Source organism: Amycolatopsis orientalis DSM 43388 (assembly GCF_000411975.1).
GTDB classification, from domain to species: domain Bacteria; phylum Actinomycetota; class Actinomycetes; order Mycobacteriales; family Pseudonocardiaceae; genus Amycolatopsis; species Amycolatopsis orientalis_D.
Window position 1 is genome coordinate 1 of record NZ_ASXG01000116.1, and the last position, 20,786, is coordinate 20,786.

General features: G+C 70.0%; 16 protein-coding genes. 6 read left to right on the plus strand and 10 right to left on the minus strand.

The window, feature by feature from the left end; translation table 11 throughout:
- Window positions 1-229 precede the first annotated feature (229 nt).
- The 5 genes from L942_RS22260 to L942_RS22280 form a co-directional block, all read right to left on the minus strand.
- Window positions 230-982: a succinate dehydrogenase/fumarate reductase iron-sulfur subunit gene (locus L942_RS22260; RefSeq protein WP_037363675.1), complete on the minus strand. Its 753-nt coding sequence runs from the start codon at window positions 980-982 to the stop codon at window positions 230-232.
- On the minus strand, window positions 979-2,895 hold the full coding sequence (locus L942_RS22265) for a fumarate reductase/succinate dehydrogenase flavoprotein subunit (protein ID WP_037363678.1): 1,917 nt from the start codon (window positions 2,893-2,895) through the stop codon (window positions 979-981). Before L942_RS22265 ends, L942_RS22260 begins: the two co-directional genes overlap by 4 nt.
- Before the next feature lie 59 nt (window positions 2,896-2,954).
- Window positions 2,955-3,785, minus strand: a complete 831-nt coding sequence (locus L942_RS22270) for a hypothetical protein (protein WP_037363681.1) — start codon at window positions 3,783-3,785, stop codon at window positions 2,955-2,957.
- Window positions 3,782-4,069, minus strand: a complete 288-nt coding sequence (locus L942_RS22275; RefSeq protein WP_037363683.1) for a hypothetical protein — start codon at window positions 4,067-4,069, stop codon at window positions 3,782-3,784. Before L942_RS22275 ends, L942_RS22270 begins: the two co-directional genes overlap by 4 nt.
- Before the next feature lie 277 nt (window positions 4,070-4,346).
- Window positions 4,347-5,246, minus strand: coding sequence for a helix-turn-helix domain-containing protein (locus tag L942_RS22280; protein ID WP_051166149.1), 900 nt, complete (start codon window positions 5,244-5,246; stop codon window positions 4,347-4,349).
- 228 nt (window positions 5,247-5,474) lie between these two features.
- Between L942_RS22280 and edd the strand changes: the two genes are divergently transcribed.
- Both edd and eda read left to right on the plus strand, forming a co-directional pair.
- Entirely contained in the window at window positions 5,475-7,415 is a 1,941-nt protein-coding gene (edd, locus tag L942_RS22285; protein ID WP_037363686.1) for a phosphogluconate dehydratase, read from the plus strand.
- Window positions 7,412-8,035: a bifunctional 4-hydroxy-2-oxoglutarate aldolase/2-dehydro-3-deoxy-phosphogluconate aldolase gene (gene eda, locus L942_RS22290; RefSeq protein WP_037363689.1), complete on the plus strand. Its 624-nt coding sequence runs from the start codon at window positions 7,412-7,414 to the stop codon at window positions 8,033-8,035. Before edd ends, eda begins: the two co-directional genes overlap by 4 nt.
- Window positions 8,036-8,097: 62 nt before the next feature.
- Here the strand turns inward: eda and L942_RS22295 are convergent, their stop codons facing one another.
- From L942_RS22295 to L942_RS22310, 4 genes are all read right to left on the minus strand, one after another.
- A complete protein-coding gene (locus L942_RS22295; protein ID WP_037363718.1) occupies window positions 8,098-8,643 on the minus strand; it encodes a regulatory protein RecX in 546 nt (181 codons plus the stop codon).
- A 411-nt stretch (window positions 8,644-9,054) separates the two neighbouring features.
- The gene (gene recA / locus L942_RS22300) at window positions 9,055-10,098 is read right to left on the minus strand and encodes a recombinase RecA (RefSeq protein ID WP_037363691.1); all 1,044 of its coding nucleotides are present in this window, start codon (window positions 10,096-10,098) and stop codon (window positions 9,055-9,057) included.
- 250 nt (window positions 10,099-10,348) lie between these two features.
- Window positions 10,349-10,543: a DUF3046 domain-containing protein gene (locus tag L942_RS22305; protein ID WP_037363693.1), complete on the minus strand. Its 195-nt coding sequence runs from the start codon at window positions 10,541-10,543 to the stop codon at window positions 10,349-10,351.
- Window positions 10,544-10,577: 34 nt separating this feature from the next.
- Window positions 10,578-12,407 carry an Hsp70 family protein gene (locus L942_RS22310; protein WP_037363695.1) on the minus strand — a complete coding sequence of 610 codons (1,830 nt, stop codon included), beginning with the start codon at window positions 12,405-12,407 and terminating at the stop codon, window positions 10,578-10,580.
- Window positions 12,408-12,548: 141 nt separating this feature from the next.
- Here L942_RS22310 and L942_RS22315 point away from each other — a divergent pair, with 141 nt between their 5' ends.
- The 3 genes from L942_RS22315 (at window position 12,549) to def (ending at window position 19,169) form a co-directional block, all read left to right on the plus strand.
- Window positions 12,549-13,757 carry a glycosyltransferase family 39 protein gene (locus tag L942_RS22315; protein WP_037363697.1) on the plus strand — a complete coding sequence of 403 codons (1,209 nt, stop codon included), beginning with the start codon at window positions 12,549-12,551 and terminating at the stop codon, window positions 13,755-13,757.
- 78 nt (window positions 13,758-13,835) lie between these two features.
- Window positions 13,836-18,497: an ATP-dependent helicase gene (locus L942_RS22320; RefSeq protein ID WP_037363699.1), complete on the plus strand. Its 4,662-nt coding sequence runs from the start codon at window positions 13,836-13,838 to the stop codon at window positions 18,495-18,497.
- 171 nt (window positions 18,498-18,668) lie between these two features.
- The gene (def, locus tag L942_RS22325) at window positions 18,669-19,169 is read left to right on the plus strand and encodes a peptide deformylase (RefSeq protein ID WP_037363702.1); all 501 of its coding nucleotides are present in this window, start codon (window positions 18,669-18,671) and stop codon (window positions 19,167-19,169) included.
- Here the strand turns inward: def and L942_RS22330 are convergent.
- Entirely contained in the window at window positions 19,102-19,881 is a 780-nt protein-coding gene (locus tag L942_RS22330; protein ID WP_051166150.1) for a GNAT family N-acetyltransferase, read from the minus strand. The two genes, def and L942_RS22330, sit on opposite strands and share 68 nt — an antisense overlap.
- Window positions 19,882-20,340: 459 nt before the next feature.
- Between L942_RS22330 and L942_RS46350 the strand changes: the two genes are divergently transcribed.
- Window positions 20,341-20,589 carry a hypothetical protein gene (locus L942_RS46350; protein ID WP_037363704.1) on the plus strand — a complete coding sequence of 83 codons (249 nt, stop codon included), beginning with the start codon at window positions 20,341-20,343 and terminating at the stop codon, window positions 20,587-20,589.
- Window positions 20,590-20,786: the final 197 nt, after the last annotated feature.

Genomic DNA, 20,786 nt, shown 5'->3' on the forward strand with positions numbered 1-20,786 from the left:
CCGCCCCGCGAACCGGCGAACCCGCCACGGCACGCAAGCCACGCCCGCCCCGCGAACCGGCGACCGCTCCCTGAACCGCCGGGGCGTGCCACGGCAAGCAAGCCAGGCCCACCCCGCGGCCTGGCAAGTCCGCCACGGCAAGCAGGCAAGCCCGCCTCCGCGAACAGGTTCAGCCGTGGTCCCGCCGCCAGCGAGACCGCGACCGCACCACCGGGCCGCCCCGCGGACGTCACCGGTTACGGCGGAACAGCTTGTCTCCCAGCCAGACGATCGGGTCGTACTTGCGGTCGGCGACGCGTTCCTTCATCGGGATCAGCGCGTTGTCAGTGATGTGGATGCCTTCCGGGCACACCTCGGTGCAGCATTTGGTGATGTTGCAGAACCCGAGCCCGTGCTCGTCCTGTGCGGCGTCGCGGCGGTCGGCGACGTCCAGCGGATGCATCTCCAGTTCGGCGATCCGCATGAGGTAGCGAGGTCCGGCGAAGGTCTCCTTGTTCTCCTCGTGGTCGCGTACGACGTGGCACGTGTTCTGGCACAGGTAGCACTCGATGCACTTGCGGAATTCCTGCGAGCGCTCGACGTCCACCTGCTGCATCCGGTACTCGCCGGGCTTCAAGCCCTCCGGCGGGGTGAACGACGGGATCTCGCGAGCCTTCGTGTAGTTGAACGACACGTCGGTGACGAGATCGCGGATCACCGGGAAGGTGCGCATCGGCGTGACCGTCACGACCTCGGCCTCGGTGAAGGTCGACATGCGCGTCATGCACAGCAGCCGCGGCCGGCCGTTGATCTCCGCCGAGCAGGAGCCGCATTTGCCCGCCTTGCAGTTCCAGCGCACGGCGAGGTCGGCGGCCTGGGTGGCCTGCAGCCGGTGGATGATGTCGAGCACGACCTCGCCCTCGTTCACCTCCACGGTGAAGTCCTGCAGACCGCCGCCGGTCGCGTCGCCTCGCCACACGCGGAACTTCGCCTGGTAGCTCACGCGGTCCTCCCGGGGTGGTTCTCCAGCTCGGCGTCGGTGAAGTACTTGCCCAGCTCGTCGAGTTCGAACAGCTCGAGCAGGTCCGGCCGCATCGGCTCCTGTTCCTTCACGGCCACGTCGACGTCCGGCACGAGCGGGTTGTCGCCGGGCCGCGCGGAGCAGACGAGCAGCCGGTGCCGCCAGTCCGGGTCCATCGACGGATAGTCGTCGCGGGTGTGGCCGCCGCGGCTTTCCGTGCGTGTCAGCGCCGCCCGGGCGACGCATTCGCTCACCAGCAGCATGTTCCGCAGGTCGAGAGCCAGGTGCCAGCCGGGGTTGAACTGCCGGTGGCCCTCCACCGTCACCTGCGCTACGCGGCTGCGGATGTTCGCGAGCTTTTCCAGCGCCTGCCGGATCTCCCCAGCCTTGCGGATGATGCCGACCAGGTCGTTCATCGACTGCTGCAGCTCCGTGTGCAGCGTGTACGGGTTCTCCGGTGTCCCCTCGGCAGGCGGGTTGAACGGTTCGAGCGCCATCGCGGCCGCGGCGTCCACATCGGACTGCGAAACCGCGGGCCGGTCCTTCAGTCCGTCCACATAGGACGCCGCGCCCAGCCCTGCCCGGCGGCCGAACACGAGCAGGTCCGACAGCGAGTTGCCGCCGAGCCGGTTCGACCCGTGCATGCCGCCGGAGCACTCCCCCGCGGCGAACAGGCCGGGCACGCTCGCCGCGCCGGTGTCCGGGTCGACTTCCACGCCGCCCATCACGTAGTGGCAGGTGGGGCCGACCTCCATGGCCTCCTTGGTGATGTCGACGTCGGCGAGTTCCTTGAACTGGTGGTACATCGACGGCAGCCGCCGCTGGATCTCCTCGGCGGGCAACCGGCTCGCGATGTCCAGGAACACGCCGCCGTGCGGGGACCCGCGTCCCTCCTTGACCTCGGAGTTGATCGCCCGCGCCACCTCGTCGCGCGGCAGGAGGTCCGGTGTGCGGCGGTTGTTCTCCTGATCGGTGTACCAGCGGTCGGCCTCGTCCTCGCTGTCCGCGTACTGGCCCTTGAACACCTCGGGCACGTACTCGAACATGAACCGCTTGTCCTCGGAGTTCTTGAGCACCCCGCCGTCGCCGCGCACGCCCTCGGTGACGAGGATGCCCTTGACGCTCGGCGGCCAGACCATGCCGGTCGGGTGGAACTGCACGAACTCCATGTTGATCAGCTTCGCGCCGGCGCGAAGGGCCAGCGCGTGCCCGTCGCCGGTGTACTCCCACGAATTCGACGTCACCTTGAACGACTTGCCGATGCCGCCCGTCGCGAGCACCACCGCGGGCGCCTCGAACAGCACGAACCGGCCGCTCTCGCGCCAGTAGCCGAACGCCCCGGCGATCGCGCCGTTGTCCAGCAGCAGCTCGGTGACCGTGCATTCGGCGAAGACCTTGATCCGCGCCTCGTAGTCGCCGTACTTCTTGAAGTCTTCCTGTTGCAGCGAAACGATCTTCTGCTGCATAGTGCGAATCAGCTCGAGCCCGGTCCGGTCGCCGACGTGCGCGAGCCGCGGATACGTGTGCCCGCCGAAGTTGCGCTGGCTGATCCGCCCGTCCGCCGTGCGGTCGAAGAGCGCGCCGTACGTCTCGAGTTCCCAGACGCGGTCCGGCGCTTCCCGCGCGTGCAGCTCGGCCATCCGCCAGTTGTTGAGGAACTTCCCGCCGCGCATGGTGTCGCGGAAATGCACCTGCCAGTTGTCGTTCGGGTTCGCGTTGCCCATCGACGCCGCGCAGCCGCCCTCGGCCATCACTGTGTGCGCTTTGCCGAACAGGGATTTGCACACCACCGCGACGCTGAAACCGCGTTCGCGCGCTTCGATCACCGCGCGCAGACCGGCGCCGCCGGCACCGATCACCACCACGTCGTAGCTGTGCCGTTCGACCTCGGTCATGGAATAAGCCACCTCACGAGCTGGGGAGAACTGCCTTGCGCTGCTGGATTTCCGGGGGGTCAGCCCACGAATCGCAGGTCCGAGATCGCGCCGCTCGACACGAGCATCACGTAGAGGTCGGTCAGCACGAGCGTGCCGAGCGTCGTCCACGCGAGGGTCATGTGCCGGGTGTTGAGCTTCGTGACCTGCGTCCAGATCCAGTACCGGACGGGATGTTTCGAGAAATGCTTGAGCCGCCCGCCGGTGACGTGCCGGCACGAGTGGCAGGAGAGCGTGTACGCCCACAGCAACACGACGTTCGCCACGAGAATCACGTTGCCGAGCCCGAAGCCGAACCCGGTGGGACTCTGGAAGGCGACGATGGCGTCGTAGGTGTTGACGAGCGAGACGACGCACGCGACGTAGAAGAAGTACCGGTGCACGTTCTGCACGATCAGCGGCAGCCGCGTCTCTCCGGTGTAGCGCGCGTGCGGCTCGGCGACCGCGCAAGCCGGCGGGGAAAACCACACCGAGCGGTAGTAGGCCTTGCGGTAGTAGTAGCAGGTCAGCCGGAACCCGAGCAGGAACGGCAGCACGAGCACGCCCAGCGGCAGCCAGGACGGCATTTCGCCGAACCAGTGCCCGAAGTGGCTCGAGCCCGGGACGCAGGAAGTGGACACGCAGGGCGAGTAGAACGGCGTCAGATAGTGGTATTCGGGCACCCAGTAGGCGGTGCGCACGAAGGCCCGGACGGTCGCGTAAACGACGAAGGTGGCCAGCCCCAGCACCGTGAGCAGGGGCGACAGCCACCACCGGTCGGTGCGCAGCGTCCGGGCCGCGAGCAGCGCCCGCCCCGGCGCCCGAACGCCGGAGCGGGCGCGGCTGACGTCGTTGTCAGCGGGCGCGCTCACCGCTGGTCGCGCTTGTAGCCACCGACACCTTCGTCGTCGGCGCCGCTCCACAGCGCCGGATCGTAGGGAGTATCCGGAACAGGCACGCGTTCGACGGCTTTCGCCTGGGCGGGCACAGCGGGCGGGTGCCCGTCCAGCTCCGCGCTGTCGATGTCGAGCCGCTCGACGTCATTGGCCAGCCGGCGCACCGCGGACGCGTCGCCGTAGCGCGATCGCAATGCGCCCACGCACTGCCGCAACTGGCCGATGGTGCGCCGGAGTTCGGCGATCTCTGTGGTGGACATCGGAAGCCTCCCTGATGGTGGGGCCGGCAGTTCGGGTGACGATCAACGCCGCCAAGTACGACTCTGCCTCGCGCGGTGCACTGTGACAAGTAGCACATTTACCAGAAGGAAGCATCCTGTACCGGTTGACCTGGGGTTCTCTCGCCGGATAGGGGCCGAAAGTGGGGCTTGGGCCGTCTCCTGGACGTCTTCCGGGCCAAACCCCATGCCGCCGCGCGGTCAGCCGACGGCGATCCAGACAGAGAGTCATGCAGTGATCACCCCGCGCGACAGGGCGCTAGCCAGCCGGATCTTCACCCGTCAGGAGTCTGGTCAGTCCGGCTTCGTTCGCCAGCCGCTGGGCTTTCACCTCCTCCTCAAAACCGGCAGCTGCGGCCGACAGGCGGTGCAGCGAGTCCTCCGAAGACAGCGCGGACTTCGCTAGCCGAGCGATGATTCCCGAGTACGGGGCGGCCTGCTTACCGGCCAGGAAGACGCCCGCGCGTTGGTGCGGGCAGTAAACGACTTCCGTCTCGTCTCGCTGCCGGTACCAGCTGAACGCGCCCTCCGTCACGGCTTGGCTCGGGACGAGGCGGAGCTTCACCGTCGCCGAGGCGTCGATGAGGTGCCGCACCTGGCGCAGCATTACCTCGGCATCGCCGAAGTGGTCCCGCAGCGCCTCGGTTCCGACGAACATCTGCGCCTCGATCGCCCTGGCGCCGAACAGGATCGCGTTGCGGCTCAAGCGGTTCTCGACGACCTGTTCCAGGTTTTCCTTGTCGCGCAGGCCCGGCCCGAGCACCAGGCGCGCGTAATCGGGGGTCTGCAACAGCTCCGGGATCTGCAGCGGAGCCCACACCGTCAGCGACTCCGCGTTGCGCTCGTGCCCGGCCACTGTCGCGTAGTGGGGCGGATCCGCCGGCGACCCCCGCATGACCCAGCTCGACCCAGCCAGTTCGCGGGCCAGCGACATGATCCGTGCTTTCCGCTCGCCGACCACTCCTAGCGCGCCGAGCAACCCGGCCACGTCCTCCAGCGTCGGCACCTGTTCGCCCAGCTCCCAGCTCGACAGCAGCGCCGGGTCCACCCCGACCCATCGCCCCAGCTCGCGCAAGCCGAAGCTCGCGTCGATCCGGGCGTCCCGCAGCGCCCTGCCCAGGGCGCATCGCTGCGGAGCGGGCATCTCCGAATCTCGCATCCAGCGTCACCTCCGGCTGCGGATAGTGCCTGTCATCAATCGAAAACACTTCATTAACCGTCAGCAACGGCAGATACCTGCTGCGGAGGCTGGCTCCGCCGCGCCGCCCGGCAAGGGGTTCTGAATCGATTTTGTTTCCGGCGGATTTCGGGTTACCGTGTGCACCGTCACGTTCCCGCGACGCCAGCGCCGTCGTCTCGCGAACCCGTCACGAGCCGGGAGCTTGAGATGAGCAGCAACCCGAACCCGACCGCCGCGGTGCACCGCGTGCTTGCCGACGTCACTGACCGGATCGCCGAGCGCAGTGCGGGCACGCGGGCCGCGTACCTCGCTCGCAGCGCGGCCGCTTTCGAGGAGGGGCCGGTCCGCCGTGGCCTCGCTTGCAGCAACCTCGCGCACGGATTCGCCGCCATGGACGGCGTCGACAAGCAGGCGCTGCGCCAGTTGCGCGCGCCCGGCGTGGCCATCGTGTCCTCCTACAACGACCTGCTCTCCGCCCACCAGCCGATGCAGGAATACCCGGCATGGCTGAAGAAATCGGTCCGCGAGGCGGGCGGTGTCGCGCAGTTCGCCGGCGGAGTGCCCGCGATGTGCGACGGCATCACGCAAGGTCGTCCGGGCATGGAGTTGTCGCTGTTCAGCCGCGAGGTGATCGCGATGGCGACGGCGATCGCGTTGTCCCACGACATGTTCGACGCGGCGTTGCTGCTGGGCGTGTGCGACAAGATCGTGCCCGGGCTGTTGATCGGCGCGCTGTCGTTCGGGCATCTGCCCGCGGTGCTCGTGCCAGCCGGACCGATGAATTCGGGCTTGCCCAACAAGGAAAAAGCCCGGGTGCGGCAGCTGTACGCCGAGGGGCTCGCGACGCGGGAAGACCTGCTCGACGCGGAAGCCGCGTCGTACCACTCAGCGGGCACCTGCACGTTCTACGGCACCGCCAACTCGAACCAGATGGTGGTCGAGGTGATGGGCCTGCACCTGCCGGGCGCGAGCTTCGTGCCGCCGAACACGCCGCTTCGCCAGGCGCTGACCGAAGAGGCCGGCCGACGGGTCGTCGAGCTGTCCCGAGGCGAGGCGTACACGCCGATTTCGCAGGTGCTGGACGAAAAAGCGTTCGTGAACGGCATCGTGGCGCTGCTGGCCACCGGCGGGTCCACGAACCACACGATGCACCTGGTGGCGATCGCCGCGGCGGCGGGAATCCAGCTGAGCTGGGACGACTTCTCGGACCTGTCCGCGGTCGTGCCGCTGCTGGCGCGCGTGTACCCGAACGGCAGCGCGGACATCAACCACTTCCACGCGGCCGGCGGCATCCAGTTCCTGGTCGGCACGCTGCTCGACGCCGGCCTGCTGCACGAGGACGTGCTGACCGTCGCGGGCCGCGGCCTGCGCCGGTACACGCAGGAGCCGATCTTGTCGGACGGCGAGCTGGTGTGGCGAGACGTGCCGACGCGCAGCCTCGACGAGGAGGTGCTGCGTCCGGTGTGGCGGCCGTTCGCGCCGGACGGCGGGCTGCGGATGGTGGAAGGCAACCTGGGCCGCGCGGTCACGAAGGTGTCGGCGGTCGCGCCGGAGCACCGCGTCGTGGAGGCACCGGCGCGGGTGTTCACGTCGCAGGAGGCGTTCCGGGTCGCGTTCGAGGCCGGGGAGCTGGACCGGGACGTGGTCGTGGTGCTGCGGCAGCAGGGTCCGCAGGCGAACGGCATGCCGGAGCTGCACGGACTGACGCCGGCGTTGGGCGTGTTGATGGACCGGGGGTTCCGGGTCGCGCTGCTCACCGACGGGCGGATGTCGGGCGCGTCGGGCAAGGTGCCGGCCGCGATTCAGGTGACGCCGGAGGCCGCGGTGGGAGGGCCGATCGCCCGGATCGCCGACGGCGACGTGATCCGGTTCGATGCTAGGTCCGGAAGCCTGGACGTGCTGATCGCGGACGACGAATTGGCTCGCCGCGACCTGACGGACGCCCCGCCGTCGGAAGCCGCCTGGAGCGGGACCGGGCGGGAGCTGTTCGGCGCGTTGCGTCGTGCGGTCGGCCCGGCTGACCAGGGCGCGAGCGTGTTCGGCGCGCTCACTCCGGAGCTGGACCTCGCCCGGGGCGTTCCGCCATTCGGAAACGAGACAATGGGCGAGTCCCCGTATGCTCTCCAGACCCAGGAGGTCGGTCAGTGACCACCGGCACGGATCTGCTCGCCCTGTCCCCCGTGATGCCCGTCGTGGTGATCGACGACGCCGACGACGCGGTGCCGACCGCCCGCGCCCTGCTCGCCGGCGGGATCGGGGTGATCGAGCTGACGCTGCGCACGCCGGTCGCGCTGACCGCGATCGAGCGGGTGGCGGCCGAGGTGCCGGACATCGTCGTGGGCGTCGGCACGGTGACGTCGCCGGAGCAGGCGAAGCAGGCCGCTGACGCGGGCGCGAAGTTCCTGGTAACGCCGGGCTGCACGGACGCCGTGCTGGACGCCGCGTTCGACACCGGGCTGCCTTTCCTGCCGGGCGCGAGCACCGTGTCGGAAGCGATGCGGCTGGCCGAACGCGGGTTGAGCGCGCTGAAGTTCTTCCCGGCGGAGGCGAGCGGGGGCGCGGCGTTCCTGAAGTCGATCGCCGGACCGCTGCCGCAGCTGCGGTTCTGCCCGACCGGCGGGGTCACTCTGGAGTCGGCCTCGTCGTATCTGGCGCTGCCGAACGTCGGCTGCGTCGGCGGATCGTGGCTGACGCCCGCGAAGCTGTTGGCGGCCAAGGACTTCGCGGCCGTCGAGAAGCTGGCCGCCGAAGCCGCCGCGCTGCGCTGAGCCGTTCCGGAAACCCGTCGCCTCCGGGTCGGAGGTGGGGGTTTCTTGCTGCCGCAGGGCAGTCAGTCGACCGTCACGTCGTCCAGCAGGCTGGATTCCGCCCCGAACTCGCGTAGCTCGTCGCGGATCACCGTGTACGCCAGGCCTTGCGGGTAGCCCTTTCGCGCGAGGAACCCGAGCAGGCGACGGATCGCGGTCTGCTCGTCGACGTTCCCGAGCGACCCGAGCCGCTTCCGCACCAGGTCGCGAGCCCGCTGTTCTTCGGCGTCCCGGTCGACTTCTTCCGCCGCTTGCGCCGCGATCTCGCCGTCGACGCCCTTGCGCCGCAGCTCCGCGACCAGTGCGGTGCGCGACAATCCCTGGTTGGCGTGCCGGTTGCGGACCCAGGTTTCGGCGAACTCGGCGTCGTTCACGAGACCGGCACGGTCGAGCTTGCCGAGCAGGGTTTCGACGGTCTCGCTGTCGAACCCCTTGCGCTGCAACGCCTGCCGCAGCTCGTCGACCGTCCGCGGCCGGGCGGCGAGGAGGTCGAAGCAGATCTCCTTGGCCTTCTTGGCCCGTTCCTCCGGAGGCAACTCCGCCGGATCGACCTTCGGCACCCTGGCCACGACCGCACTCCTCTTCCCGGTGCCGCCCTCGGACGACGGCACCGTCACCTCTCCATCCGTTTCCGCCACCGCCTCCACCGCCCCGCCACCGGGGCGAATCCCGGCGGGCGAGCGCCGAACTCGCACTGGCTCGGACCGACCAGCACGGCACCGGCGACCGGCTCATGCGTACGCGCCTCAGGCCGCGCCGACGGAACTTCCGCAGCCCCAGGCTCGGGTTCGCACGCCGTCTGCACTAGCGCCACCGCTATCCGCTGAAGCGCACCTGCCGTACGGCCCCGGCCGAACCTCCGGCCAGGGGGACCAGGCCCCGGCGAGCCGTCGCGGCAAAGCCGCATCGGGCTCAGCGGCGGTCCGGCACCCGGTCCGAGCACCGGGGAGGGAACCCGCCGATCCCCTCCCCTCCCCGGATCAGAAGTCGACCGGCGCGGGCACTGCCTCGGCCTCGGCGTCGACCTGCGGGCCGATGCCGAGCTTCTCCTTGATGCGCTTCTCGATCTCGTTGGCGATGTCCGGGTTGTCGCGCAGGAACCGGCGGGCGTTCTCCTTGCCCTGGCCCAGCTGGTCGCCCTCGTACGTGTACCAGGCCCCCGACTTGCGCAGGATGCCCTGGTCGACGCCCATGTCGATGAGCGAGCCCTCGCGCGAGACGCCCATGCCGTAGAGGATGTCGAACTCGGCCTGCTTGAAGGGCGGGGCCACCTTGTTCTTGACGACCTTCACGCGGGTGCGGTTGCCGACCGGCTCGCCGCCGTCCTTGAGCGTTTCGATGCGGCGCACGTCGAGCCGGACCGACGCGTAGAACTTCAGCGCTTTACCACCGGTGGTGGTCTCCGGCGAGCCGAACATGACGCCGACCTTCTCGCGCAGCTGGTTGATGAAGATCGCGGTGGTGCCGGAGTTCGACAGCGCACCGGTGATCTTCCGCAGCGCCTGGCTCATCAGGCGGGCCTGGAGGCCGACGTGCGAGTCGCCCATCTCGCCCTCGATTTCCGCGCGCGGCACGAGGGCCGCGACGGAGTCGATGACCAGGATGTCGAGCGCGCCGGAGCGGATCAGCATGTCCGCGATCTCGAGCGCCTGCTCGCCGGTGTCCGGCTGGGACACCAGCAGCGCGTCGGTGTCGACGCCGAGCTTCTTCGCGTACTCCGGGTCGAGCGCGTGCTCGGCGTCGATGAACGCCGCGATGCCGCCGTTGCGCTGGGCGTTGGCCACCGCGTGCAGGGCGACCGTGGTCTTACCGGAGGACTCCGGTCCGTAGATCTCGACGACCCGGCCGCGCGGCAGGCCGCCGATGCCGAGCGCGACGTCGAGCGCGATCGCGCCGGTGGGGATCACGGCGATGGGCGGGCGGGCGTCCTCGCCGAGGCGCATCACCGAGCCCTTGCCGTACTGCTTGTCGATCTGCGCAAGGGCGAGCTCGAGCGCCTTGTCCTTGTCGGGTGCTGCTGGCATGGAAGTCCACCTCGCTGGTTGGGGCCGGTGTGTGTTCGGTTGTCCAGATCAAGCTTGTCCGGCGGCCAAGCTCTGTCCGGTCCGACGCTACGGGGAGGGACCGACAATTCCAGGCGCGGCGACCGATCTGTGGATCGCTGGCCCCGTTGTGCACAACACCATAGACGAACAGATGTTCGAGGCTCGCGGCGACACGCCCATCGGCCGCGGTTTTCGCCCTTCGCGCCGCCCGGACCGGGGAAATCCCAGGTCAGCGCCGTTCCGGCGGCACCTCGAACTCGACGCAGACCGCTCGCCAGATCTCCTTGGCCGGCGTTCCCGCGCTCAGCGCCTCTTCGACCGTGCGCCCGCCGAGCCCGCTGAACACGTGGTCCTGGGCGAGCATCTCGGCGCGTCCGGACCCGAACTCCTCGGCCATCAGCCGTCGGAACACCGTGATACGCATCGGGCGAATGCTAGCTTTCCCGCGCGAACGGGGATCACTCCCCCGGCTGGACGCTCTGCTCGAAGTAATCGGCCAGCGCGCCCGGCGTGGCCGCCTGCCCGCCGGAATTCACCTGATAGAGGAACCCGACGAGGGGCCGGTCCTTCACCGTGAACACGAGGACCGCCGAGGACTGTCCGGCTGCCGCCGCGTAGTGGCCTTCGAGGGCGTTGCCCTTCCAGTCCGCTTCGGTGCGGTCGCCGCCCGCGGAGGCGAGCAGTCCGTCGGTGTACTGCTTCAGCTCCGCTACCGACTGTCCCTGCACGTACGTCACCTGAGTGCCCGCGCGCCCTGGTGCGGCACACGTCGCCGCGGTCCCGAGGCTCTTCGCCGGCGCGGCCGGACCGTTGCCCATGCCGGGAGCACAGCTGCCGTTCTCCGCGACCTTGCCCGCCAGCTGACGCATACAGCCGGTCAGGCCGGACGAGTCGGCTTGCCCCGGCGTGCGGCACTCCTCAGCGGTGTACGTCGTCACCGACGAGCCCTTAGTGGTGAGGAACACGGTCAGCCCAGCCGCGAGCACGACCACCACAGCCGCCGCGATGCTGATCCACAGCTTGGTGCGGCTCTTCTTCTCCGGCTTAGCGGGCGTGTACGTCGGGAAGTTGGACGGTGCCGGCGAAGACTGGAACGGCGGCATCGGCTGTGGCTGTGTCGGCGAGTACGCCGGGTAGTTGCCCTGTAGCGCAGCAGTCGGCGGGTACGGCGTACCTGACGCCACCTGGCCCTCGACGTTCTGCGTACGCATCGACAGTCCGTCCTTGGCGACGTGCTGCGCACCCAGCGCGACGGCCGTCTCCGGCTGGTCGAGACTCGTGGGGACGACGCCGAGCTTCTCCGCGATCATCGACCCGACCAGCGGCAACCGGCTCGAACCGCCGACGAGGTAAATGCCGGCGAGACGATCCGAGGTCAGCCCGGCCGAACGCAGTGTCCGCGAGAGCAGCTCCACGCTGCGCAGCATTGCCGGACGCACCAAGCCTTCCAGCTCTCCGCGCGTGACGAGCACGTCCTTGAACGGCTCCGGCATCGGCACTTCTGTCTGCGGATGCCGAGACAGTGCCTCCTTCGCGGCCTTCACGTCTTCTTGCAGCGCGCGTCGCGTACGCCGGTCCGCGGTGGATTCAGGGCGAAGCAGCCGCTGCCAACGCTGCGGGTCCGAGTGCGACACCTCACGTCCTACGTGGACCATCAGCGCCTGGTCGACGTCGAGGCCGCCGAGGTCGGGCAAGCCGTCTTCGGCAAGCACTGTGTAGCCGTTCTGGTTCGCGCCGACGACTGCGACGTCGAACGTGCCCGCGCCGAGGTCGTACACCGCGAGAGCCTGCCCTGGAGCCAACGCGCGCTCGGGAAAGGACGCGAAGTGCGCCGCGGCGGCGACGGGTTCCGGCACGAGGACGATGTTTCCGCGAATACCGGCGAGGCGCGCCGCGCTCAGCAGCACGTTGCGGCGCACCGGACCCCACTGCGCGGGGTGAGTGAGCCGGACCTCGTCCGGCTGCTCGCCGCCGAGCTGGCGCGTGGTCTCGTCGAGCACCCGGCGCAGGATCGCGGCCAGCGCTTCGTTGACCGGGACGACGTCCGTGCCGAGCAGCAGTGTCTGCTCGTCGATGCGCCGTTTAGGGTTGGGCTCGAACCGGGTCGGGTCGAGCCGCGCGCGGCGTTCGGCGTCCCGGCCGACCATCAGCGTGCCGTCTTCCCCGGCGAACACCGCGGAGGGCATGCTGGCCGACCCGTCGACCTCTACGACGCGTGGCGGCCTGCCGTGCGCGGAAAGGACGGCAACGGTGTTCGACGTCCCCAGGTCCACCGACAGGATCCGCACAGTAGTTTCCCCTCGACTCAAGCAGTGCTGGCGGAGATGCTGCCACGTGCCCGGTCACCGTGCGTGCGGACCCGCGAAACTCGCGACGCACGCAACCCCGGGAAGCGACGGAACGTCTCGTCTTCCGAGGACGGGGAGGCAATGACAGAGCTAGTGGACAAAACCCGCCGAGAGCAGTTCGACGAGGCCGCGGCGGGCAATCCGGCGCACCCATTGCGGATCGCGGCGGGCAAATGGAGCCGTTCCGGCTATGTGCACGCGGCGGTGCTGTACCTCGTGGTGCGGCTGGTCGGGCTCGGCGCGCTCGCCGCCATGGCCGCGCCCCGGAACCTGCCGCTGGGCGAGCGGCTGCAGTCCTGGGACGGCTGGTGGTACCTGCAGATCGCGGAGCACAACTACACCGGCGTGAGCAATCCGCTCGACGCGGCCGGACTGCCCTATCCCGATGCCTCGTACGGCTACTTCCCGCTGTATCCGGCGCTGATCGGCCTGTTCGAAAAGCTGCCCGGAGTGACGTACTTCGGGGCCGGAATCCTGGTGTCGACGCTCGCCGGAATCGCGGCTGCGACGGCGATGTACCGGATCGGCCAGCGCGTCCACAGCCGTCGAGCGGGGTTGCTGCTCGCGGTGTTGTGGGGCGCGGCGCCGATGGCGATCGCCGAGAGCATGGTGATGACCGAGGCGCTCTTCACCGCGTTCGCCGCGTGGGCGCTGGTCGGTGTGATCGAGCGCAAGTGGTACCTCGCCGCGACCGCGACGCTGTTCGCCGGGCTCACTCGGTCCACTGCGTGCGTGCTGGTCGCGGTCGTGGTCATCGCCGCGGCCATCGACGGGTGGCGGAACCGGCAGCGGTGGAACGCACTCATGTGCGTTTTCGTCGCGCCGCTCGGCCTGCTCGGGTACTGGGGATTCGTCGCGGTGCAGACCGGCAGTGCGACCGGCTGGCAGGACGTCGAACTCCGGGGCTGGAACACGCGTTTCGACGCGGGAGCCGAAGCCTGGAAATGGATCACGCAGACGCTGTTGACCTCGGGCAACGCGTGGGAGACGCTCGTCGTGCTCGTGATGCTCGCCGCGATCGCACTCGCGGTCATCTGCGTGACCGGCCGCCGGATGCCGTGGCCGTTGGCGGCGTACGCGGTCGGTGTCGTGGTGCTGGTGCTGTGCAGCGCCGGGCTGCCTGCTTTGAAATCGAGGTTCGTGCTTCCCGGGTTCGTGCTTCTGCTGCCCGTGGCGATGGGGCTGGCCGGTCGCAAGAAGTCCACGATGATCGCCGCGGCAACCGTGTTCGTGCTGGTCGGGGCCTGGTATTCGGCTTATTCGCTGACCGTGTGGAAGTACGCGATCTAAGCGAATCGGTCACCCACCCGAGGGGATCCGGCCCGGGCCGCCCTGCCCTGGCCCCGGAAATTGTCGGGGGCGCCGCGCATGATGGATCCCGTGGCAAACGACGTGCTCGACCTCTTCTCCCCGGCGACCCGAACCTGGTTCGCCGGGGCCTTCGCCGCCCCGACGGCCGCGCAGGAAGGGGCCTGGCGGGCCGCACACGCCGGGCAGCACGCCCTGGTCGTGGCGCCCACCGGGTCCGGCAAGACGCTGTCCGCGTTCCTGTGGGCACTGGACCGGCTGGCGGCGGAACCGCCGCCGGCGAACCCGCGCGAGCGGTGCCGGATCCTGTACGTCTCGCCGCTGAAGGCGCTGGCGGTCGACGTGCAGCGCAACCTGCGCGCGCCGCTGGCGGGCATCTCCCAGGCCGCGCACCGGCTGGGGCTGCCCGCGCCGGAGATCGAGGTCGGCATGCGCACCGGCGACACCACCGCGGCGGAGCGCCGGTCGTTCGGGAAAACCCCGCCGGACGTGCTGGTCACCACGCCGGAGTCGCTGTTTCTCCTTCTCACGTCCTCGGCGCGGGAATCGCTGAAAGGCGTCGAGACGGTCATCGTCGACGAGGTGCACGCCGTCGCGGGCGGCAAACGCGGCGCGCACCTGGCGTTGTCGCTGGAACGGCTGGACGCGCTGCTGCCCAAACCGGCCCAGCGCATCGGGCTGTCGGCCACCGTGCGCCCGATCGACGAGGTGAGCGCGTTCCTCGCCGGCGGTCGCCCGGTCACCGTCGTGCAGCCGAAACTCGCGAAGACGATCCAGGTGCGGGTGGAGGTGCCGGTCGAGGACATGGCGAACCTCGACGGCCCGGCGCCGTCGCCGATGGAGCGGCTCGACGACCTCACGTCACTGTCGCAATTGCCGTCGGAGGGCGGGATCGGCACCCAGGAAGAGGTGGCCGGCGCGGCGGTGCAGCGGCCGTCGATCTGGCCCGCGGTCGAGGAACGGGTGCTGGAGCTGATCCGCGCGCACCGCTCCACCATCGTGTTCGGCAACTCGCGGCGGCTCACCGAACGGCTCACCGCGCGGCTCAACGAACTCGCGGCCGAGCAGACCGGTCTCGCCCCGGGCGACGCGTTCCCGGCCGAGGCCGTCGGGCAGTCCGGGGTAACGACGGGCGCGGAACCGGTCATCGCCCGGGCGCACCACGGGTCGATGTCCCGCGGGCAGCGCACCCAGGTCGAGGAGGAGCTGAAGTCCGGGCGGCTGCCGTGCGTGGTGGCCACGTCGTCGCTCGAACTCGGCATCGACATGGGCGCTGTGGATCTGGTCGTGCAGATCGAGGCGCCGCCCACCGTGGCGTCCGGGCTGCAGCGCGTCGGCCGGGCCGGGCACCAGGTCGGTGCGGTGTCGTCGGGCGTGATGTTCCCGAAGTTCCGCGGCGACCTGGTGTCGTGCGCGGTGGTCGCGGAACGGATGGCGAACGGGGCGATCGAGGCGGTGCGGTACCCGCGCAACCCGCTCGACGTGCTGGCCCAGCACATCGTCGCGATGGTGGCGCTCGAACCGTGGACGGTGCCGGAGCTGGCGGCGCTCGTCCGGCGGGCGGCTCCGTTCAGTTCGCTGCCGGACGACGCGCTGCACGCGGTGCTCGACATGCTCGCCGGCCGTTACCCGAGCGAGGAGTTCGGCGAGTTGCGGGCGCGGATCACGTGGGACCGGGTCGGCGGCGAACTGCGCGGACGGCCGGGTTCGCAGCGGCTGGCGGTCACGTCCGGCGGCACCATCCCCGACCGCGGGCTGTTCACCGTGATGACCCCGGGCGACGACGGCAAACCCGGCTCGCGGGTGGGCGAGTTCGACGAGGAGATGGTGTACGAATCGCGGGTCGGCGACACGATCCTGCTGGGCACCTCGTCGTGGCGGATCACCGACATCACCCATGACCGCGTGATCGTCGTGCCCGCCCCGGGCCAGCCCGCCCGGATGCCGTTCTGGAAGGGCGACGCCGCCGGACGTCCGCTCGAACTGGGGCGCGCGCTCGGCGCGTTCGTCCGCGAACTGTCCACTTCGGACACCGTGACGGCGAGGGACCGGGCCGCCGCGGCCGGGCTCGACCAACGTGCCTGCGACAACCTGCTGGCGTATCTGGAAGAACAGAAGTCGGCGACCCGGCATGTGCCCAACGACCGCGTCCTCCTGCTCGAACGCTATCGCGACGAGCTGGGCGACTGGCGGATCGTGCTCCATTCGCCGTTCGGCGCGCAGGTCAACGCGCCGTGGGCGCTCGCGATCGCCGCGCGGTTGCGGGAAAACCGCGGCGTCGACGCCCAGGTGGCGCACTCCGACGACGGCATCGTGCTGCGGCTGCCCGACGCGCTCGATGCCGACGGCGGCGAAGTCACCATCACCGCCGACGACGTCCTGCTCGACCCGGAGGAGGTCGAGCAGCTGATCGTGGCGGAGGTCGGCGGCTCGGCGGTCTTCGCGGCGCGGTTCCGCGAGTGCGCGGCTCGCTCGCTGTTGCTGCCCCGCCGTGATCCGCGGCGGCGCACCCCGCTGTGGCAGCAACGACAACGGGCGTCGCAACTGTTGTCGGTCGCGGCGAAGTACGAACGGTTCCCGGTCGTGCTGGAGGCGATGCGCGAGGTTCTGCAGGATGTCTACGACGTCGGCGGGCTGCGGGAGCTGATGTCGGACGTGCGGGCGCGGAAAGTGCGGCTGGTGGAGGTGGAGACGCCTTCCGCGTCGCCGTTCGCCCGCAGCCTGCTTTTCGGCTACGTCGGGATGTTCCTCTACGAGACGGACGCTCCGCTGGCCGAGCGGCGGGCCGCGGCGCTGTCGCTGGATTCCGCGCTGCTGGCCGAATTGCTGGGCACGGAAGCGATTCGCGAGCTGCTCGATCCCGAAGCGGTGGCCGAGGTCGAACGGTCGTTGCAGCGGCTCGACCCGGATCGGCACGCCCGGTCGGCGGAGGACGCGGCCGATCTGTTGCGGTTCCTCGGCGATCTGTCCGTCGCGGAAGCCGCGGAACGCGGGATTCGCCCGGAGTGGCTGGCAGAACTCGCGTCGGCGCGGCGGGCGATCCAGGTGCGGATCGGCGGCGAGGAACGCTATCTGGCCATCGAGGACGCCGGACGGGTGCGGGACGCGCTGGGCGTCGCGCTTCCGGTCGGCGTGCCCGAGGCGTTCACCGAGCCGGTGGCGGACCCGCTGGGCGACCTGCTCGGCCGCTACGCGCGAACCCGCGGCCCGTTCTCCGCGTCCGCCGCGGCGGACCGGTTCGGGCTGGGCGCCGCTGTCGTCACCGGGGTGCTCGACCGGCTCACCGGGGAAGGCAGGCTGGTCCGCGGCGAACTGAGTCCGGTCGGGCATCCGGAAACCCATGGCGTGGGCGTCGAATATTGTGACGCGGCCGTGTTGCGGCGGTTGCGGCGCGCTTCGCTCGCTCGGCTGCGGGCCGAGGTCGAGCCCGTCGAACCGGCGGCGCTGGGCCGGTTCTTGCCCGCGTGGCACGGAATCGGCGCGCGTCTGCGTTCCGCGCCGACGGCCGACGACGTGCTGTCGGTGGTCGAGCAGCTGGCCGGTGCGCCGTTGCCGGCGAGCGCGGTCGAGTCGCTCATCCTGCCCAGCCGGTTGCCGGGCTACTTCCCCGCGCTGCTCGACGAACTCACCACCGCGGGCGAGGTCACCTGGGCGGGCTGCGGTTCGCTGTCCGGCGGGGACGGCTGGCTGGCGCTGGCTCCGTCCGACGTCGCGGATCTGCTGCTGCCCGAGGTCGAGGAGAATCCGCCGACGAGTCCGCTGCACGAGGCGATCGTGGCGGCGCTGGAGGGCGGTGCACTGTTCTTCCGGCAGCTCGTCGACCGGGTCACGCCAGGGCTGGAGCAACCGCCGGACGACGGCGCCGTGGTGGCCGCGTTGTGGGATCTGGTGTGGGCTGGGCTCGTCACCGGCGACACGCTCGCGCCGTTGCGCGCGCAGGTCGCCGGGCACGGGGCGCACAAACCACGGAGGCAAGCGCCCCGCGGCCGATACGCCCGCATGCGGGCCAGCCGTCCGGCAATGCCGTCGCGCACCGGGCCGCCGACCGCAGCCGGTCGATGGGCGCTGACCCCGCCGCGCGAAGCCGACCCGACGCGCCGCGCACATGCCCGCACCGAGGCGTTTCTGGAACGGCACGGCGTCCTCACCCGCGGCGCGCTCGACACCGAACGGGTCACCGGCGGTTTTTCCGGGATCTACAAGGTGTTGCGTGGCATGGAAGACACCGGGCAGGTTATTCGCGGCTATGTCGTCGAAGGTCTCGGTGCCGCGCAGTTCGCCGCGAAGGGCGCGGTCGACCGGCTGCGTGCCCTGTCCAGCACCGCGCCCGCCGCCGCGAGCCGGAACGACACCGCTCGGGCCGTCGTGCTCGCTGCCGCGGATCCAGCACAGCCGTACGGTGCGGCGCTTTCCTGGCCCGCCGCAACCGGCGACACGAAACACCGTCCGGCGCGCAAAGCCGGGGCGCTGGCGGTGCTGGTCGACGGGGTCCCCGCCCTGTACGTCGAACGCGGCGGCCGCTCATTGCTGAGCTTCACCGAGGAACGCGCCTCGCTGCAAGCCGCCGCGGCCGCGTTGTCGACCGCGGTCCGGGAAGGCTGGCTGGGGCAGTTGGCCGTCCAACGCGCGGACGGAGAACACGCGCTGACCTCGGAACTGGCGGAGATCCTCCAGGAAGCCGGTTTCCGGGCGACACCGAAGGGACTTCGTTTGAGAGCTTGACCTTGCCTGGTCGTCGCCCGGCCAAGGCACGACCGCATCCGGCCTGTGGGTCCTGGTCTCGGCCACCGTCCGGCTTCGCGGCGCGGGCATGCTCGGTGTACCGGCGTCAGGGAAGCAGGTGGCATCACTAGACTTCCCGTGGCCCCTCGGTGGACAAAAGGACGTTCGATCATGGCGATGCGCGAGTTGCGCTACTTCGGTGACCCGGTGCTCAAGTCCGTGTGCGACCCGGTGACCACGTTCGACAGCAAGATCGAGGCGCTGGTGAAGGACCTTCTCGACAGCGTGCAGCCGGAGGGCCGGGCCGGGCTCGCCGCGCCGCAGATCGGGGTCGGGCTGCGGGTGTTCAGCTACGACGTCGGCGGGCTGACCGGGTACGTGATCAACCCGGAAATCGTCCACCTGTCCGAGGAAACGCACGAAATCGGCGAGGGCTGCCTGTCCGTGCCGGAACTGTGGTTCCCGACGGTCCGCGCCAAGCACGCCGTCGTGCGCGGCGTCGACCTGCGCAACGAACCGATCGAGGTCGAGGGCGTCGACGTGCTTGCCCAGTGCCTCCAGCACGAAACCGACCACCTCGACGGCAAGCTCTACCTCGACCGGCTCACGCCTGAGCGGAAGAAGCAGGCGCTGCGCGAGGCACGGGGCAAAGACTGGTTCTGGAACCGCTGACCGTCCGCGGCGGCCGGGCGGCGGTGAGCCGGAGCAGCGTCTCGTCGTCCGGACTGGTTTCGATCCGCAGTCCGGCGCGAACCGCGGTCCGGACCATGGCGTCGTTGCCCGGAAGACGGACCGCGGTCAGTTCCGTGGTCCCGCCGGCCTCGGCGAGGGCGGCCAGCCGGGCAAGCAACGCCGTGCCGATTCCCTGGAGCTGCCAAGCGTCCTCGACGAGAAGCGACACCTCGGCCGTACCGTCGAGCTGAGAAATCAGCTGGCCGAAGCCGATCACGTCCCGTCCGCACACTGCGAGCAAGCTCGTTCCGCGCGGCGGCATGAGCAAACGGTGCAGCCATTTCCGGGGAACCGTGCGCAGGCCAGTGTGGTAGCGGTTGAACAACGTCTTCGCCGAGCAGCGAAGGTGCACCGCGCCGATCGCGTCGATGTCTCGCGGAATGCCGAGCCGGAGAACGACCGCGGCTCCGTCCGGACGGTCGAGCACTATCGGGCCGGCCAGGTTCTGCTCCGCCGCGGCGAGCAATTCCAGGAACGCCTCGGCCTGGGCGAGTTCGGGTTCGGCGAACGCCACCCACCGTCGCCGAGCGACGAACGCTTGGTTGTCTCCGAAGGAGAAAACCGCACGGTGTCCGCCTTCAGTGCGCCCCGGGTTGGCCTCGCTGCTCGGGACGAGCGTCACGAGATCGGCAGAAAGAACCGTCCGCAGCATCGGAGCGCGGCAACCCGGATCGACAAGCGCTCGCCGAGCGGCGGCCAAGGCCGTTGCTGCCGGGTCGCGAAGTCCGCGGACAGTGGTTTCGACCGCCGTCTCTTGCACAGCAGTCCTGGGAGTTGTTGCCGGCGCACGTGATTCGCGCGTATCCGCTTCGCCGCGCGGCTCCCCGGTGGCGAGGCCTGCGGTGGCGCTCGGGCCGTGGTGTTCCCCGGCAGCTGTCCGGGGATCAGCACTGAGCGGATACTCCGCGGCAGGCAATCCCCGAAGATCGGCTCCTACGCACGGCTCCCCTGCGAGAGGAAGCGAAGTTGCCGCCGGGGATCCGTCGTCTCCAGAGGCAGCTGGGACATCGGGTGCGGACGAGGCACCTGCAGGTGTTTCCGTGATGAGAGCTAGGAGTTCTCGGGCGGCGGCTTCCGTGGTCAGCGTTTCGGCGGAGACGGTGGAGCGGAGGTGGGGGACGATCGTTTCGGTCAGTCCCAGGCAATCGCCGCCTTCGTCGCGGAAGGCGTCGATCAGCAGATGCTGGGGCAAGCCGGCTGCTGGGCGCAGCACGAATTCGTCCAGGACGCCGCCGGGGGCTGGGTGTCTGGTCAGGCCGAGGATGCGGCATTCGAGGTCGGCCAGCCGGATGGCGAAACGGGCCAGGGTGCCGGGGTAGTCGTCGGAGCGTACGCGTACTCGCCACTCGCGGGTCGATGACTGGTTTTCGCGGGAGCGCCGCGAGTTCGGCTCCGGACGAGCGGGCGGGAGGTGCGCTGACTGGTTTGCGGCGACGTTGCGGGGTGTGGTCGGCAGGTTCATGGACTTACCGTCGCCGACGTACGTAACCAAGGGCGTTCTGTGGTGTTTCGGGTGTGTCAGAGGGTGGCTGGAAAGGCGTGATCTGCGGGAAACAG